The 16,519-nt window shown below is 32.6% G+C and carries 14 protein-coding genes; 9 read left to right on the top strand and 5 right to left on the bottom strand.

Annotated features, from left to right (window positions below):
* Position 1: 1 nt before the first annotated feature.
* The 3 genes from SSP_RS08495 (at position 2) to auxB (ending at position 3,085) form a co-directional block, all read left to right on the top strand.
* The gene (locus SSP_RS08495; RefSeq protein WP_011303411.1) at positions 2-814 is read left to right on the top strand and encodes an ABC transporter permease; all 813 of its coding nucleotides are present in this window, start codon (positions 2-4) and stop codon (positions 812-814) included.
* On the top strand, positions 811-1,884 hold the full coding sequence (locus SSP_RS08490) for an ABC transporter substrate-binding protein (protein ID WP_011303410.1): 1,074 nt from the start codon (positions 811-813) through the stop codon (positions 1,882-1,884). Before SSP_RS08495 ends, SSP_RS08490 begins: the two co-directional genes overlap by 4 nt.
* Positions 1,885-1,957: 73 nt before the next feature.
* Positions 1,958-3,085, top strand: a complete 1,128-nt coding sequence (auxB, locus tag SSP_RS08485; RefSeq protein WP_011303409.1) for a lipoteichoic acid stability factor AuxB — start codon at positions 1,958-1,960, stop codon at positions 3,083-3,085.
* A gap of 119 nt (positions 3,086-3,204) precedes the next feature.
* On the opposite strand, the gene SSP_RS08480 is transcribed toward auxB, so the two are convergent.
* The gene (locus SSP_RS08480) at positions 3,205-4,560 is read right to left on the bottom strand and encodes an Nramp family divalent metal transporter (RefSeq protein ID WP_046199698.1); all 1,356 of its coding nucleotides are present in this window, start codon (positions 4,558-4,560) and stop codon (positions 3,205-3,207) included.
* Between the two features lie 199 nt (positions 4,561-4,759).
* On the opposite strand from SSP_RS08480, the gene SSP_RS08475 reads away from it, so the two are divergent.
* Positions 4,760-5,263, top strand: a complete 504-nt coding sequence (locus tag SSP_RS08475) for a DUF4064 domain-containing protein (protein WP_002483665.1) — start codon at positions 4,760-4,762, stop codon at positions 5,261-5,263.
* Positions 5,264-5,425: 162 nt separating this feature from the next.
* Here SSP_RS08475 and SSP_RS08470 read toward each other — a convergent pair whose 3' ends face one another.
* Entirely contained in the window at positions 5,426-6,037 is a 612-nt protein-coding gene (locus SSP_RS08470) for a YktB family protein (RefSeq protein WP_011303407.1), read from the bottom strand.
* A gap of 263 nt (positions 6,038-6,300) precedes the next feature.
* Here SSP_RS08470 and SSP_RS08465 point away from each other — a divergent pair, with 263 nt between their 5' ends.
* A complete protein-coding gene (locus SSP_RS08465; protein WP_002483663.1) occupies positions 6,301-7,125 on the top strand; it encodes an inositol monophosphatase family protein in 825 nt (274 codons plus the stop codon).
* A gap of 89 nt (positions 7,126-7,214) precedes the next feature.
* Here SSP_RS08465 and SSP_RS08460 read toward each other — a convergent pair whose 3' ends face one another.
* Positions 7,215-7,406: a DUF5325 family protein gene (locus SSP_RS08460; protein ID WP_011303406.1), complete on the bottom strand. Its 192-nt coding sequence runs from the start codon at positions 7,404-7,406 to the stop codon at positions 7,215-7,217.
* A 101-nt stretch (positions 7,407-7,507) separates the two neighbouring features.
* Between SSP_RS08460 and typA the strand changes: the two genes are divergently transcribed.
* Positions 7,508-9,355: a translational GTPase TypA gene (gene typA, locus SSP_RS08455; RefSeq protein WP_002483661.1), complete on the top strand. Its 1,848-nt coding sequence runs from the start codon at positions 7,508-7,510 to the stop codon at positions 9,353-9,355.
* 356 nt (positions 9,356-9,711) lie between these two features.
* Here typA and SSP_RS12825 read toward each other — a convergent pair whose 3' ends face one another.
* Together SSP_RS12825 and SSP_RS08450 are read right to left on the bottom strand one after the other, a co-directional pair.
* Positions 9,712-9,885 (bottom strand): DUF2197 domain-containing protein, encoded by a 174-nt coding sequence (locus SSP_RS12825; RefSeq protein WP_011303405.1) that lies wholly within the window; start codon positions 9,883-9,885, stop codon positions 9,712-9,714.
* Positions 9,886-9,887: 2 nt separating this feature from the next.
* On the bottom strand, positions 9,888-10,370 hold the full coding sequence (locus SSP_RS08450) for a hypothetical protein (protein WP_002483659.1): 483 nt from the start codon (positions 10,368-10,370) through the stop codon (positions 9,888-9,890).
* A 334-nt stretch (positions 10,371-10,704) separates the two neighbouring features.
* On the opposite strand from SSP_RS08450, the gene SSP_RS08445 reads away from it, so the two are divergent.
* The 3 genes from SSP_RS08445 (at position 10,705) to SSP_RS08435 (ending at position 16,448) form a co-directional block, all read left to right on the top strand.
* A complete protein-coding gene (locus SSP_RS08445; protein ID WP_002483658.1) occupies positions 10,705-10,980 on the top strand; it encodes a YlaN family protein in 276 nt (91 codons plus the stop codon).
* Positions 10,981-11,356: 376 nt separating this feature from the next.
* Positions 11,357-12,592 (top strand): cell division peptidoglycan polymerase FtsW, encoded by a 1,236-nt coding sequence (gene ftsW / locus SSP_RS08440; RefSeq protein WP_011303404.1) that lies wholly within the window; start codon positions 11,357-11,359, stop codon positions 12,590-12,592.
* Positions 12,593-12,992: 400 nt separating this feature from the next.
* Positions 12,993-16,448 (top strand): pyruvate carboxylase, encoded by a 3,456-nt coding sequence (locus tag SSP_RS08435; RefSeq protein WP_011303403.1) that lies wholly within the window; start codon positions 12,993-12,995, stop codon positions 16,446-16,448.
* Positions 16,449-16,519: the final 71 nt, after the last annotated feature.

Genomic DNA, 16,519 nt, shown 5'->3' with positions numbered 1-16,519 from the left:
TATGAAATGGTACGGTAAATTATACCTTGGTATATTAATTGCAATATTGTATATTCCAATTTTATTTTTAATGGTATATTCATTTAATTCTGCTGGGAATATGATTCATTTTGAGCATTTCACTTTGGAACATTATCAATCCTTGTTTAGTAATGATCGTCTAATGTCAGTTATATTTAATACGATTGCTGTTGCCTTGTTAGCGGCGGCTTTTGCTACTGTGATCGGTACAATGGGAGCAATTGGTTTATACCATTTGCGAAATAAAAAATTAAAAGTTTCATTGTTGACGCTCAATAATGTATTAATGGTATCTTCTGATGTAGTGATTGGTGCTTCGTTTTTGATTATGTTTACAGCCATTGGCCATTTTACTGGTTTAGGTTTAGGATTTTTAACGGTGCTCATTTCTCACATTGCATTTTGTATACCAATTGTTGTGATTATTGTATTGCCTAAATTATATGAAATGAATGATCATACATTAAATGCAGCACGTGATCTTGGAGCGACTGAATTGCAAGTATTAAACAAAGTCATGTTACCTCATTTAATGCCCGCAGTTATTGGTGGTTTTTTTATGGCGCTTACCTATTCACTTGATGACTTCACAGTAAGTTTCTTTGTTACTGGTAATGGTTTTAGTGTACTATCTGTAGAAGTATACGCCATGGCAAGAAAAGGAATAAGTATGGAAATTAATGCGATTTCTACTATATTATTCTTAGTTATCATGCTGGGTATATTAGCTTATTATTTAATTCAGAACACGCTAAAACACAAAAAACATAGCAAAAGAGGTGTGCAACAATGAAACGATTTTTACAATTAATTATAATTTCAATTGTTGTTGGCGTGATTTGTTTACTTATAAGTCAAAAGTTCACATCTAAAGACCATTCTGCGAGTGGTGAAAAAATATATGTCTATAACTGGGGAGAGTATATCGATCCTAGTTTGATAAAAAAATTCCAAAAAGAAACGGGTATTGAAGTAGTTTATGAAACATTTGATTCTAATGAAGCAATGGAAGCAAAAATACGGAATGGTGGCACAAATTATGATGTTGCTTTTCCAAGTGAATATACTGTTCAAAAATTAAAAAAAGAGAATTTGTTATTGCCGCTAAATCATGAGAAAATACCAAATATGAAGAATTTAGATTCAGATTATATGAATATGTCATTTGATCAAGGTAATCGATACTCTGTTCCTTATTTCTTTGGCACAGTAGGAATTCTTTATAATAAAAAAGCTTATCCGAATGATCATTTCGATTCTTGGAAGCAACTATATGATAAAAAGTATAACAATGATGTACTCTTGGTTGATGGTGCTAGAGAAGCCATAGGTTTAGCCTTGAATAAATTAGGCTACAGTTTAAATGATACAAATTCACAACATTTAGCAGAAGCTGAAAAAACATTATCACACCTAGGACCCAATGTTAAAGGTGTTGTAGGTGATGAAATAACGATGATGTTAGAGCAACATGAAGCAAATGTTGCGGTTGTATGGAGTGGCGTAGCAGCACCTATGGTACAAGGTAGTGATGAATTTAACTATGTTGTACCGAAAGAAGGATCTAATCTTTGGTTCGATAATATGGTGATGCCTAAGACAGCACAAAATAAAGCGGGCGCCTATAAATTTATGAACTTTCTATTAGACGAAGAAATTAGCAAGCAAAATACTGAATGGGTTGGTTATGCTACACCTAATAAAGCAGCAAGAGAGAAATTACCAGATGAAGTTAAAAATGATAAGCGTTTTTATCCTACACAGCAAGACCAAAACAGACTGGAAGTTTATAAAGATTTAGGTAAAGAAACATTAAGCGAATATAATGAGCGATTTTTAAATTTTAAAATCTCCTTGAAATAAGGCGTAGTTAGTAGTTATTTTGCCATTAATTCGCTATAATAGTTTGACAAGCAATATAAGGAGTTGTAAAAATATGTCAGGAGAGCAATATACTCAAGTTAGACGACCAGTGAGTCGACTAGCAGAAAAAGTATTAGGTTGGTTAAGTTGGGTATTCTTATTACTACTAACCGTAATTACGATGTTTATTGCACTAGTATCTTTTAGTAGTGAAACATCAATACAAAATTTAGAAACAACGCTAAATGGTAATGACTTTGTTCAACAAATTCTAGCAAATAATAGTTTGAATACGACACAATTTGTTATTTGGCTACAAAATGGTGTATGGGCAGTCATTGTATACTTTATCGTATGTTTACTGTTATCATTCTTAGCACTGATATCTATGAATATTAGAATCTTATCAGGGTTCTTATTTTTATTGGCTACGGTTATAACATTACCGCTCGTATTATTATTTGTACCACTTATCATACCAATTCTATTTTTAATCGTTGCAATCATGATGTTTGCTCGAAAAGACAAAGTAGAAACAGTACCTGCATATTATACTGAAGGTTATAGAGGTCATTATTCTGATTATGATCAACCGTCAGAACCAGAACCACAACCTCAATATTATGAGAAACAACAAACTGCTGATGTTGAACAACCTACTAATGATGATTCGTTAAGAAGAGGGGGCTATTCATCTGAAGTTGCTAATAAAGTAAATGGTAAAAATGATGCGACTGAAGAGGAACCTCAAGTTCTATCAAGACAAGAAAAATACAACTATAAGCAGAAAAAACAAAATGAGACGCAAGCAGATGCGCAAAATGTGGAAGATGATTTTGGTAATGTGAGTGATGTGTATGATGAATCTGGTGAATACGTATCTAAGCATAACCAAGAAGATGAAGCAGCTGCAGCACAACGTAGACAAGAAGAACATGAAGCGGAGCAACGTCGTCAACAAGCTGAGTATGAAGAACAACAACGTCGACAACAAGCTGAGGCCGAAGAAGCGGCGCGATTAAAACAAGAAAAAGCTGAAGAAAAAATGCGTGTTAAGCAAGAGAAGAAAGAACGTAAGAAACGCGAAAAAGAAAGACGCAAACAACAGCCGAGCGCAGTTAGTCAACGCAGACAAAATTTTGAAGAACGCAAAAAGATGACGTCTCATGAAACTGAAAAAGATCAACAAGATAAATCGTAATAAGAGACGATGCTTAATAAAAAAGATGAGCGAGGACATAAAGTGTACCTCGCTCATCTTTTTTATGTTTATCTTTTACATAAAATATTCATTTTAGTTATATACAATAATGCTATATATTATAACTCTTGGAATGTTTGAATAATTAGGTAAATATTTAGAATGCTAAGTATAATGATTAAACACCATGATATGATATTTACCCATAATTTATTTTTAAATTGTCCCATTAAACGTTTGTCATTCGTTGATAATTGAAGTGGAATGAGTGAAAATGGTAAAGCTAAACTTAAAAATACTTGTGAAAATACTAATAATTGTTCCATTTTTGCTTCATTACTATTAAAGACGATTAAACAGATAATGATAGGTAATATCGCAATTAAACGTGTAATCAATCTTCGTAACCAATTTGGTATTTTTAAATTTATAAAACCTTCCATGACGATTTGACCTGCCATTGTTCCAGTTATTGTAGAATTTTGACCTGACGCAAGCAGTGCGATTGCAAATAAAGTACTCATAATTGCACCTAACGACGCGCCTAATAATGGTTGATTCTGTAATGCATTATATAAATCATAGAATCCACCTAATTGCTCTGTATTTACACCAAAGAAAAGCGCTGCCCCTAATACTAGTAATAAACAATTCACGATGAATGCAATTGATAATTGTATATTTGAGTCCATTGTTGCATATTTGATTGCGTGTGCTTTTGATTGTATGCTATTGCGATCATACATACGTGATTGAACGATTGATGAATGTAAATATAAGTTGTGCGGCATAATTGTCGCTCCGATAATACCTAATGCAATAAAGAGTGCACCATTATCTGTAATAATTGTTGAACTCGGAACAAAACCATTTAATACTTCAGTAACGTGAGGTGATGCAATAAATACCTCGAAAACAAAAATAACAAGTACTGTGAATATAAGTGTTCCCACAATTGCTTCGATTTTTCTAAAACCAAAGCGCATAATAAATAGTAATAAGAAAACATCAAATACTGTGATTAACGCGCCTACAAGAAGCGGAATACCAAATAATAAATCTAAGGCAATGGCACTACCTATAACTTCTGCTATATCTGTCGCGATAATTGCTAACTCAGCAATGATCCAAAATACAAATGCAACGGGTTTATTTAAATAGTGTTTAGTAGCCTGAGCTAAGTCCATACCTGTTGATATTCCTAACCTTATTGTCATACTTTGTAATAACATTGCTGACAGACTAGAAAGTAAAATCACGAATAGCAAAATGTATCCAAACTGCGCGCCACCTTGCATAGAAGTAATCCAATTACCTGGATCCATATAGCCAACAGCGACTAATAAACCTGGCCCTAAAAATGAAAATAATTTTTGGCTAAATTTGCCATGAGTATTGATGGAAACCGTATTATTAATTTCATCTAAACTCTTATTATGGGTTTGAACATGATTTTTCAATACCCCCACCTCCATATTAATTTATTAACATTTTATAGATTACTCCAAAATAATTATTAGGTCAACCTAAAAATACATAGAGAATAAATTTCTTGGCTACATTAAATTTTGAATAGGGGCTATTGATTAATTAGTTTGATCATTATACGAGATGATTTTTAATTAAATGCAATTTTGATATGATAGAGGAAAGTATAATCTAAGGAGGAAGTCGATGAATAGGAAACCTGAACGTATCATGGCGTGGATTGCAAATGGTCTTAGTATACTGTTTCTATTATTAATGGTTCTAGTCTTTTCATTTATGAATGTACCAGAATTTAAAGAGGCATTTCATCAAATGAATCAGCAACAAGGACTAGAAATGTCGATGGAAACATTTAAAACATCTATTATGTTTCAAGGCGTTTTATTAATTATTTCTACGATACTTGGTATATTGGGAACTTTTATTATCAAAGGAAATCGTGTGTTGGCTGCTTGTGTTTTTATAATTGCAGCAATCACTAGTATATTTTCCGGGAATTTTGTTGCGCTCATTTTGTGGTTTATTGTTGGTATCATGTTATTCGTCAAAAAGGATAAGCGCTTTGACCATCACAAAGGTATTGTTTCAAACGATAACGCTAATGATACGCATAATGCCAATCGAACTGAGGACATGGATCCAGATCGTGAAATGAAACAGAAGAAAGATAATGACCCTTATATTTATTAAGTATCATTAGGCAACATACAAAATATCATGATTTAAATCTGTGTTAATAAATAGCGTGATAACGCAAAAAAACAACTGACCTCATACATTGTCGTACCTTCATAAATGAGTTATATAACTCATTTATGAAGGTGACATTAGAATCGTATAGGTCAGTTGTTTTTATTTATAAAATTTTAACAGTTGTTCAAACGTTTCTTCTAAGAAAGATAGGAAAGCTTTATCATTTTTAAGGTGTTCTGAATTTGGTGACAAAGTACGAGCAACGAAAAATTCACCTTTTTTCACTTCTTTAACGCGCCTAAACGCTTTGAATAAATCTTCGTCAGTCATATTGTGGATATACGTTTTTTCTTGACTCATATGGTCTAAACTCACGCTATAATCTGAGGGTAAATTTCTCAATGCATCGAATTGATCTACAAAAGCTTGTACTTGTTGCGCTTTATCCTTGGCTTCATGCATCACACCATACATAACGAACAATTGATTTTCAAAAAGGCCTATTTGAAAATGTGGTTGCATTTTATAACCACGATTATTTGTTGCAAAAGCGACCCAAGTATCTTTGGGTGGATTGACACTTCTACGTGCATGTTTAGCAACATGTGGATAGAAAATTTCGCCAGTAGCAGTTTCCAAGTATTGTGCGAAGTAGTCACCCAAATGATTTAATTGTGGTCTAACGCGTTCGTTGAGTGCTTCCATTCTTGCATCAAGACCATCAACAGTGAATGCTTTAAAATTCTTAGGTTTAAATGTATATTTAGTCATTTGGTCCTCCTATAATCATTCTATACGTTTGTATTGTAGCATAATATAAACATTGAAACATTTGCTTTGCTCTATACCCTTATGATACTGAATAAGTGATATCTAGTGCGTGTATACAACGAGTAAAAAGGGTAATTATAATAGATAAATCATACTTAGATGAAATTTAATGCTTGATTATTGAAGTATTTAATAAATTGTTGGCTAATATCTTTTTAAGTATTAACTAATGTATAATAAATAGTGAACAAGGAGCTGATACAATGACTGTTTATGAATTTGCAAAAGGCCTTATATTAGAAGCAGGAATCAATGTAAAAAAAATAATGAAACAAGACATTAAGATTGAGACAAAATCAAATCCTAATGATCTAGTGACGAATGTGGATAAAGCTACGGAGAAATATCTTTTTGATAACATCAAGCAAACATACCCGAATCATTTAGTTATAGGTGAAGAAGGACATGGACATGAGCTGAAAGACGAGGCAGGGGTAGTTTGGGTTATCGATCCAATTGATGGTACGTTGAATTTTGTACATCAGCAAGAAAATTTTGCAATTTCAATCGGTATCTATAATGATGGGAAACCATATGCTGGCTTTGTTTATGACGTTATGAACGATGTATTATATCATGCTAAAACGGGTGAAGGCGCATATGAAAACGGTAATTTGTTACCAGCAATTTCTTCCACACAACTAAAAACGAGTATTATTGGTATCAATCCCAATTGGCTAACTAAACCACGCTTAGGTGAAATGTTTAAACCCATCGTAAATGAAGCAAGGAGCGCGCGTGCCTATGGTTCTGCAGCGTTAGAAATCATACACGTGGCAACTGGTAAATTAGGTGCATATATGACACCTAGATTACAACCATGGGATTTTGCAGGTGGTTTGATTATCTTAAATGAAGTGGGGGGCGTCGGCACAAACTTATTAGGAGAACCCTTATCCATATATGAACCGAGTTCGATTATAATGGCAAATAAGGATTTACATTCAGAGTTAATAGATAACCATTTCAAAAAAAATTATGAAATAGTTCAATTATTACAGCAAAAATTAAAAGCTAAAAATGATTAGCTAAATCGATTTTTAAAAATAAAAAAGCGTCTCACTCCTACTTAGAAGAGTGAGACGTATTTATGAATATATGTTAAATCAACATGAAATTATAGCCAATCATTTTCACGATATTTCTTCTTTAACGTGAAACCGTAACCAAATGTTGCAATGAATAATATAAATGTTAAAATCATGAATGGAACATTTGTAGCAGCTAAACTGAAGCTAAATAAAAGTAAAAATATTATAGCAACCACAGCGAGTACCCAAAATATTGCTTTTGATTTTTTTTGTTGCATCCCTACCACACCTTTATAGTTTTCTTTAACCAATTATATGATATAATAAAAAAGTTGCAAAGAAAAGTGGGAATTTACTCGAGAAAGGAAATTGTATAAAAATGACTAAAATAAGAGAAGATGTTCGTAATATAGCTATCATTGCTCACGTTGACCATGGTAAAACGACACTTGTAGACGAATTGTTAAAACAATCAGGAATTTTCCGTGAGAATGAGCACGTAGACGAAAGAGCAATGGATTCAAATGATATTGAAAGAGAACGTGGTATCACTATCCTTGCGAAAAATACAGCAGTAAATTACAAAGATAATCGAATTAATATATTAGATACACCAGGACATGCTGACTTCGGTGGAGAAGTAGAACGTATCATGAAAATGGTTGATGGTGTTGTTTTAGTAGTAGATGCATATGAAGGTACAATGCCTCAAACACGCTTTGTTTTGAAAAAAGCATTAGAACAAAACTTGAAACCAGTTGTAGTTGTAAATAAAATTGACAAACCAGAAGCTAGACCTGAAGGTGTAGTTGATGAAGTTTTAGACTTATTTATTGAATTAGAAGCAAACGATGAACAACTTGATTTCCCAGTTGTATATGCTTCAGCAGTGAATGGTACTGCAAGTTTAGATCCAGAAAAACAAGATGAAAACATGCAATCATTGTATGAAACAATCATTGATTATGTACCAGCTCCTGTAGATAATAGAGATGAGCCACTTCAATTCCAAACAGCACTATTAGACTATAGTGACTATTTAGGACGTATTGGTGTTGGTCGTGTATTTAGAGGAACAATGCGTGTCGGTGACAATGTATCATTGATTAAATTAGACGGATCAATTAAAAACTTCCGTGTAACAAAAATCTTTGGTTTCTTCGGTTTGAAACGTGAAGAAGTTAATGAAGCATATGCTGGGGACCTAATTGCTGTATCAGGAATGGAAGATATTAACGTTGGTGAAACAGTAACGCCAACTGATAACCAAGAGGCATTACCAGTATTAAGAATTGATGAACCAACACTAGAAATGACTTTCAGAGTAAACAATTCTCCATTCGCAGGTCGTGAAGGTGATTACGTGACTTCACGTCAAATTCAAGAACGTTTAGATCAACAATTAGAAACAGACGTTTCTTTAAAAGTTACACAAACTGAATCTCCAGATAAATGGATTGTTGCAGGTCGTGGTGAATTACACTTATCTATATTAATTGAAAATATGAGACGTGAAGGTTTCGAATTACAAGTTTCTAAACCACAAGTTATCTTAAGAGAAATTGATGGCGTACAATGTGAGCCATTTGAACGTGTACAATGTGAAGTACCACAAGAATATACAGGTGCTGTGATTGAATCATTAGGACAACGTAAAGGTGAAATGTTAGACATGGTCACTACAGACAATGGCTTAACACGTATTATCTTTATGGTACCAGCGCGTGGATTAATCGGTTATACTACTGAATTTATGTCTCAAACACGTGGTTATGGTATTATTAACCATACATTTGAAGAATTTAAACCACGTGTTAAAGGCCGTATCGGTGGTAGAAGAAATGGCGCATTAGTATCATTAGATCAAGGTAAAGCAAGTTCATATGCACTTATGGGCTTAGAAGACCGTGGTGTAAACTTTATGGAACCAGGTACTGAAGTTTATGAAGGTATGGTTGTTGGTGAACATAACCGTGAAAATGACTTAACAGTTAATGTAACGAAAGAGAAAAACCAAACTAACGTACGTTCTTCTAATAAAGACCAAACAGTTACAATGAAACGTCCAAGAACGTTAACACTTGAAGAAGCTTTACAATTTATTAATGACGATGAACTTGTAGAAGCTACGCCAGAAAACATCCGTATTAGAAAAACAGTATTAGAGAAAAATGCACGTGAAAAAGAAGCGAAACGTATTAAACAATTAATGCAAGAAGATGAATAATAAAACGTTTTTTTCTAAAACATTTTAATTTCAATATAAGAGGACTCATTCGTATTAAGGATGAGTCTTCTTTATATTTAAAATATTATTATTTTAACCATCTCAGGCTTGTAAGATAGACGAGCTTATAGTCTCACACGCTTACTATTGCTCTGGGCGCCAGCAAGTTATGTTATGATTCAAAATACGTATATTAATATTCAAAAAATAAAGGCACCTCATTTTAAAATTACCATTAAATAATTTAAAAATGAGGTGCCTTATTAATTAGAGACATTTATGTCACGGATGCTTTATTGGGTTGTTAGTATATTATTATCAAATTTTAAGAAACGTTTTAATACATATTTAACTGTTTAACGATGATTATACGTTGTATCTTGATTACGTTGTTTTGGTGTATCAAGTCTACTTTTACATTCATCACACATAAACGTATGCATTGGATCGTTACGTAATCTTTTGGCTTCTAATGTATTTTGATCTATGAACACTTCCGTATCACAAATGATACATTTCACTTTCTTCATAACTAGATCACCTCTATACCAGTAACATATTGAAACTGATAAGAATATCCTTCTTCAGGAATATAAACAAAGCTATCAACAGAATAATCCTCATATAATCTTTTACCATCTTTGGCGAATTGGAAAAAGAGGTAAGGTAACAAGTCGATTGGTATTTCAATTGACTCATTATCATTAAACAAACGTATTGTGGTTGCATTATCATGAGGTTCAGCATTTTTGAAAAATGGTGTCATATTGATAACAAAAGATTTTTCTAATACTGCGCGTCTTTTATATTTAATTTCTGAATTTAGAGTTGGCGGATTCGTTTGACCTTCTAGAATGGCTCTATTCCATTCGCGATTATCGTCAAAATTGATTGGCTTTGTGCCGTCAAAAACGCCTTGTTCTAAATCTTCAATTTGTACTTTTCTGTCATCAAAAATCCAAGTCGTACTATCTAGCGTAATTGGAAATTTAACTTCACCCTTAATTTGAATCATAATCCCACTCCTATTGGCATAAATTACAAATATCTATAATCATTTTATTGAAAAAATTTTAGTGATAAAAATGACTTTTTTGTGAACAAAACACTTATCTATGTTACATTTAATTCAAGTTTAGCAGAGCTAAAAAATAAAAATCATTAAACCGTTTTCAAGTAATGGCCTGTATAAAGGCACATTGATTATAAATAAGAGTAAATTAAATTATCGTTACTATTAATATTATCACAAATTAGACAGTAACGTATATTCTTGAATTCACTTGCTTTTTACTATTTAGTAAGATACACTCTTCTTATAAAGTTACAATTGATAGGGGGAGTATGTCTTGGAAAAAAATCAAAAAATTAACAATGCGGCATATGACCAATTGAATAAAGATGCTGATAGGATTCTCCAACTTATTAAAGTACAAATGGATAATCTTACATTACCTCAATGCCCATTATATGAAGAAGTACTTGATACACAAATGTTTGGATTACAAAAAGAAGTGGATTTTGCTGTACAACTTGGTTTAGTTGACAGAGAAGTGGGCAAAGATTTAATGCTTCGTTTAGAAAAAGAACTTTCTAAATTGCATGATGCATTTACTAATGTTTAATTTGGTTACAGTAGGTAGATTTATTTCTGGAAACATAAGATTCCAAAATTGATATATAAACTTATATAGGAATTTATTATTTAAAACTACATAAGTATTGTGAAAGTGGCTGGGACATCAATCATTTGTTGATCATTTCTTAGCCACTTTTGTCGTGCTTTAAAAAAATAACTCAACAATAAAATAAAATAATGATTATTAGTGTTATATTTGCTCGAGAAATTGTTACAATGTTTGATATAATGTTAAAAGTAAAATTTATTTTTATCAAACGATTACCGTAAAAGGATTACGGATGATTCAAATCACTTTTATTAAATACAGTTATCGAATTAACAAATAGAATATTAAAAATTAGAATTGGATGATATGTCATATGAATAACATAAAACGGTTTTTTCGATATATAAGTAAAAATGCCAAATATATCGATTATCCACTCGTAGTTACATATTTATTATTATGTCTAATTGGTTTGGTTATGGTATATAGTGCAAGTATGGTTGCTGCTACAAAAGGATCGTTGACAGGTGGCATATCCGTACCAGGTACGTACTTTTATACAAGACAATTAATGTACGTGATAATGAGTTTAGTTATAGTATTTTTCATGGCATTCTTCATGAATGTTAAATTATTAGAAACAATTAGATTTCAAAAATGGATGATGATTGGCATCATTATTTTACTTGCTGCAACACTAGTTGTTGGTAGTAATATCAATGGTTCCAAAAGTTGGATTAATTTAGGTTTTATGAATTTACAAGCTTCTGAATTGTTGAAAATTGCAATCATCTTATATATTCCTTACATGATTGAAAAGAAACGACCAAAAGTATTTAAACAGCCAAAATTAATGACTTCACCAATTATTTTAGCAGGATTGTGTATCGCATTAGTGCTGTTACAGCGCGATGTCGGACAAACGTTATTGATTATGATTATATTCGTTTCAATACTTTTCTATGCTGGTATTGGTGTCCAAAAGTCCATTAAATACGGTCTGTTAATTATAGTAGGTGTCGTTATTATTGGCTCGCTCTTCTTAATTATTGGTTTAGTACCAGATTACTTAACAGCGAGATTTAGTACGTTAACAAATCCATTTAGCCAAGAATCAGGTACGGGGTATCATATTTCTAATTCCCTAATTGCCATCGGGAATGGTGGCTTGCTAGGTAGAGGCCTAGGCAACAGTATCATGAAATTAGGTTATTTGCCTGAACCACATACAGATTTTATTTTTTCTATTATATGTGAAGAATTAGGTTTAGTAGGTGGCCTTGTAGTCATTTGTTTACTATTCTTTATCGTCTATAGAGCCTTTGAGTTAGCTAATAAGACAAATTCTTATTTTTATAAACTCGTATGTGTTGGTGTAGCTAGTTATATAGGAAGTCAAACTTTCGTTAATTTAGGTGGTATTTCAGGTACAATTCCTTTAACAGGGGTGCCATTACCATTTATCAGTTTTGGTGGTTCATCTATGATTAGTTTAAGTATCGCTTTAGGTTTATTACTTATTACCGGTAAACAAATAAGAATAGAAGCTTATAGAAAAAAACAAGCGAATAAGAAAAAGACTCATATCGGAATGACTAGACGGTATTAATAAAAAACTAAATTAAATGTTTAATAATCAGTAAAAGGATTTAAAGACAAACGTTTCAACTTTTAATAGTTGAAATGTTTGTCTATTTTTTTACAATTTAAACCTAATTTTGAAATACTTTTTACAGATAGATATAATGATAATAAAAAGTTATCAATAGTAATAACTTTTTATTAATTGTAATACGTGATATAATTTTCTTCTAAGCTTGTTATAGTAAGGCTTTCGATTCATTCGGAAGAAGTACATTTAAATTATAAAAATTTTACAATTTAACATCTTATAAATAGTTTCAAGATAAAACTTAATAATTTATTACTGTATACATTGTTCGTATTTTGCTATAATGAAAATCATATCTAACTTTTTAGAAAATTCAAAATTTAAGGGGGACCATGATGTGAAACAAATAAACAAGCTTTTGGTAGCCAATCGTGGTGAAATAGCAATAAGAATTTTTAGGGCAGCGACAGAATTAGATATTAAAACAGTTGCAATTTATTCAAATGAAGATAAAGGATCTTTACATAGATATAAAGCAGATGAATCTTATTTAGTAGGCAAAGATTTAGGACCTGCTGAATCTTATTTAGATATAGAAAGAATCATTGATGTTGCTAAGCGTGCAGATGTAGATGCGATACATCCTGGTTATGGCTTTTTAAGTGAAAATGAAACATTTGCTCGTAGATGTCAAGAAGAAGGAATTAAATTTATTGGTCCACGTGTTGAACATTTAGACATGTTTGGCGATAAAGTTAAGGCAAGAACAACAGCGATTAATGCGGATTTAAGAGTCATTCCAGGTACGGATGGTCCTATTGATAATCAAGAGGATGCGATTGCATTTGCTAATGAAGCAGGTTACCCATTGATGATTAAAGCGACAAGTGGTGGCGGCGGTAAAGGTATGCGTATCGTACAATCGGAAGATGAATTAGAAGACGCATTCCATCGAGCTAAATCTGAAGCGGAAAAATCATTTGGTAATAGTGAAGTATATATTGAAAAATATATAGACAATCCGAAACATATTGAAGTACAAGTTATCGGTGATGAACATGGTAATATCGTACATTTATATGAACGTGATTGTTCTGTACAAAGACGACACCAAAAGGTAGTAGAAGTGGCACCTTCAGTTGCATTGTCAGATGATTTAAGGGAACGTATCTGTGAAGCAGCAATCCAATTAATGGAAAATATTGAATATGTCAATGCAGGTACGGTGGAATTCCTTGTATCGGGCGAAGAATTCTACTTCATTGAAGTTAATCCGCGTGTTCAAGTGGAACATACGATTACTGAGATGATTACAGGTGTTGATATCGTTAAAACACAAATACTTGTTGCTGATGGTGAAAATCTATTTGACGAAGAAATAAGTATGCCAAGTCAAGCAGATATTAAAACATTAGGATATGCGATTCAATGTCGTATTACTACTGAAGATCCAACAAATGATTTTATGCCAGATACTGGACGTATCATAGCTTATCGTTCAAGCGGTGGTTTTGGAGTGAGATTAGATGCTGGTGATGGATTCCAAGGTGCAGAAATTTCACCTTATTATGATTCGTTATTGGTAAAATTATCTACACACGCTATGTCTTACAAACAAGCAAATGAAAAAATGGATCGTTCATTACAAGAAATGCGAATCCGTGGTGTGAAAACCAATGTTCCGTTTTTAATTAATGTTATGAGAAATGAGCAATTTAAAACAGGTGATTATACTACTAAATTCATTGAGCAGACACCTGAGTTATTTGATATTGAACCGATATTAGATAGAGGTACAAAAACGTTAGAATATATTGGTAATGTTTCGATTAATGGATTTCCAAATGTAGAAAAACGACCTAAACCGATCTATGAAACATCGCCAATTCCACAAATCCCTAGAAAAGAAATAGCAAAATTAGAGGGAACGAAACAAATACTGGATACTAAAGGACCTAAGGCAGTAGCAGAATGGTTAAAAGAGCAAGACGATGTATTAATCACCGACACTACATTTAGAGATGCGCATCAGTCATTATTAGCTACACGTGTGAGAACAAAAGACATGATGAATATTGCTTCTAAAACAGCTCAAGTAATGAAAGACAGCTTTTCATTAGAGATGTGGGGCGGTGCAACTTTTGATGTTGCGTATAATTTCTTGAAAGAAAATCCATGGAAACGCTTAGAAAGATTAAGAAAAGAAATTCCAAATGTTTTATTCCAAATGTTATTACGCGCCTCAAATGCTGTTGGATATAAAAATTATCCAGACAATGTTATAAAAAAATTCGTTAAAGAAAGTTCAGAAGCTGGCATAGACGTGTTCCGTATCTTTGACTCTTTAAATTGGGTTGATCAAATGAAAGTGGCCAATGAAGCTGTACAAGAAGCGGGTAAAATTTCGGAAGGGACGATTTGTTATACAGGAGACATATTAAATCCAAATCGTTCGGATATTTATACTTTACAATACTATGTTGATATGGCGAAAACACTTGAACGTGAAGGATTCCATATATTAGCGATTAAAGATATGGCGGGATTATTGAAACCTAAAGCTGCCAATGAACTAATTGGAGAATTGAAAGCTGCGGTTGATTTACCAATTCACTTACACACACATGACACAAGTGGAAATGGTTTATTAGTGTATAAACAAGCTATAGATGCAGGTGTAGACGTCATTGATACTGCAGTAGCTTCTATGAGTGGTTTAACAAGCCAACCAAGTGGCAACTCTTTATATTATGCATTAAATGGATTTGATAGAAATATGCGTGCAGATGTAGATGGTATGGAAGAGTTATCACACTATTGGGGTACAGTACGTCAATATTACAGTGATTTTGAAAGTGATATTAAATCACCTAATACTGAAATTTATAAACACGAAATGCCTGGTGGTCAATATTCGAACCTAAGCCAACAAGCTAAAAGTTTAGGATTAGGCAATCGATTTAATGAAGTAAAAGAAATGTATAGACGTGTGAACTTCTTATTTGGTGATATTGTTAAAGTAACGCCGTCATCTAAAGTTGTAGGTGACATGGCATTGTACATGGTACAAAATGATTTAAATGAAGATACTATTATAAAAGATGGCTATAAATTGGATTTCCCTGAATCAGTTGTGTCATTCTTTAAAGGTGATATTGGACAGCCGGTCAATGGTTTCAATAAAACGTTACAAAAAGTTATTCTCAAAGGGCAATCTGCCAATACAGATCGACCAGGGGAACATTTAGATCCTGTTGATTTTGAAGCAGTAAGAAAAGAATTAGAAGAAAAACAAGAGAGAGAAGTAACAGAACAAGACATCATAAGTTATGTGCTATATCCTAAAGTTTACGAACAATTTATAGCAACACAAAAACAATTTGGAAATGTGTCTCTTTTAGATACGCCAACATTCTTCTTTGGTATGCGTTCAAATGAAACGGTTGAGATTGAAATTGATACAGGTAAACGTTTAATCATTACACTTAAGACAATTACGGAACCAGATGAAAAAGGTATACGTACAATCTTTTATGATATGAATGGCCAAGCGCGACGTATCTTTATTCAAGATGAAAATGTTAAGGCGAATGAAAGTGTTAAGCCAAAAGCAGATAAATTAAACCCAAATCATATTGGTGCACAAATGCCAGGTTCAGTTACGGAAGTGAAGATTGCTGAAGGAGAATCTGTAACGAGTGGTCAAGCGTTATTGATTACTGAAGCTATGAAGATGGAAACAACGATTCAAGCACCGTTTGATGGCGTTGTTAAAAAAGTAACAGTACAAAGTGGTGAAGCGATTGAAACAGGCGACTTATTGATTGAAATTGAAAAAGAACCTGTTGATTAGTTTAAAAATAAAAAGCAAGCTCAGTTTTCTTAAAAACTGAGCTTGCTTTTTTATGTGATTATATACCCAAA

It is taken from the genome of Staphylococcus saprophyticus subsp. saprophyticus ATCC 15305 = NCTC 7292, assembly GCF_000010125.1.
In the GTDB taxonomy this organism is placed as follows: Bacteria; Bacillota; Bacilli; order Staphylococcales; family Staphylococcaceae; genus Staphylococcus; species Staphylococcus saprophyticus.
Note: the sequence above shows the minus strand (reverse complement) of the source record. Positions and strands in the feature narration are given on the sequence as shown.

What these genes read in the sequence shown, in the direction of transcription:
- typA (WP_002483661.1), top strand. Translation starts at nt 7,508, where the DNA reads ATGACTAAAATAAGAGAAGATGTTCGTAATATAGCTATCATTGCTCAC.
- SSP_RS12825 (WP_011303405.1), bottom strand. Translation starts at nt 9,885, where the DNA reads ATGAAGAAAGTGAAATGTATCATTTGTGATACGGAAGTGTTCATAGAT.
- SSP_RS08450 (WP_002483659.1), bottom strand. Translation starts at nt 10,370, where the DNA reads ATGATTCAAATTAAGGGTGAAGTTAAATTTCCAATTACGCTAGATAGT.
- SSP_RS08495 (WP_011303411.1), top strand. Translation starts at nt 2, where the DNA reads ATGAAATGGTACGGTAAATTATACCTTGGTATATTAATTGCAATATTG.
- SSP_RS08460 (WP_011303406.1), bottom strand. Translation starts at nt 7,406, where the DNA reads ATGCAACAAAAAAAATCAAAAGCAATATTTTGGGTACTCGCTGTGGTT.
- SSP_RS08475 (WP_002483665.1), top strand. Translation starts at nt 4,760, where the DNA reads ATGAATAGGAAACCTGAACGTATCATGGCGTGGATTGCAAATGGTCTT.
- auxB (WP_011303409.1), top strand. Translation starts at nt 1,958, where the DNA reads ATGTCAGGAGAGCAATATACTCAAGTTAGACGACCAGTGAGTCGACTA.
- SSP_RS08465 (WP_002483663.1), top strand. Translation starts at nt 6,301, where the DNA reads ATGACTGTTTATGAATTTGCAAAAGGCCTTATATTAGAAGCAGGAATC.
- SSP_RS08480 (WP_046199698.1), bottom strand. Translation starts at nt 4,560, where the DNA reads ATGGAGGTGGGGGTATTGAAAAATCATGTTCAAACCCATAATAAGAGT.
- ftsW (WP_011303404.1), top strand. Translation starts at nt 11,357, where the DNA reads ATGAATAACATAAAACGGTTTTTTCGATATATAAGTAAAAATGCCAAA.
- SSP_RS08490 (WP_011303410.1), top strand. Translation starts at nt 811, where the DNA reads ATGAAACGATTTTTACAATTAATTATAATTTCAATTGTTGTTGGCGTG.
- SSP_RS08470 (WP_011303407.1), bottom strand. Translation starts at nt 6,037, where the DNA reads ATGACTAAATATACATTTAAACCTAAGAATTTTAAAGCATTCACTGTT.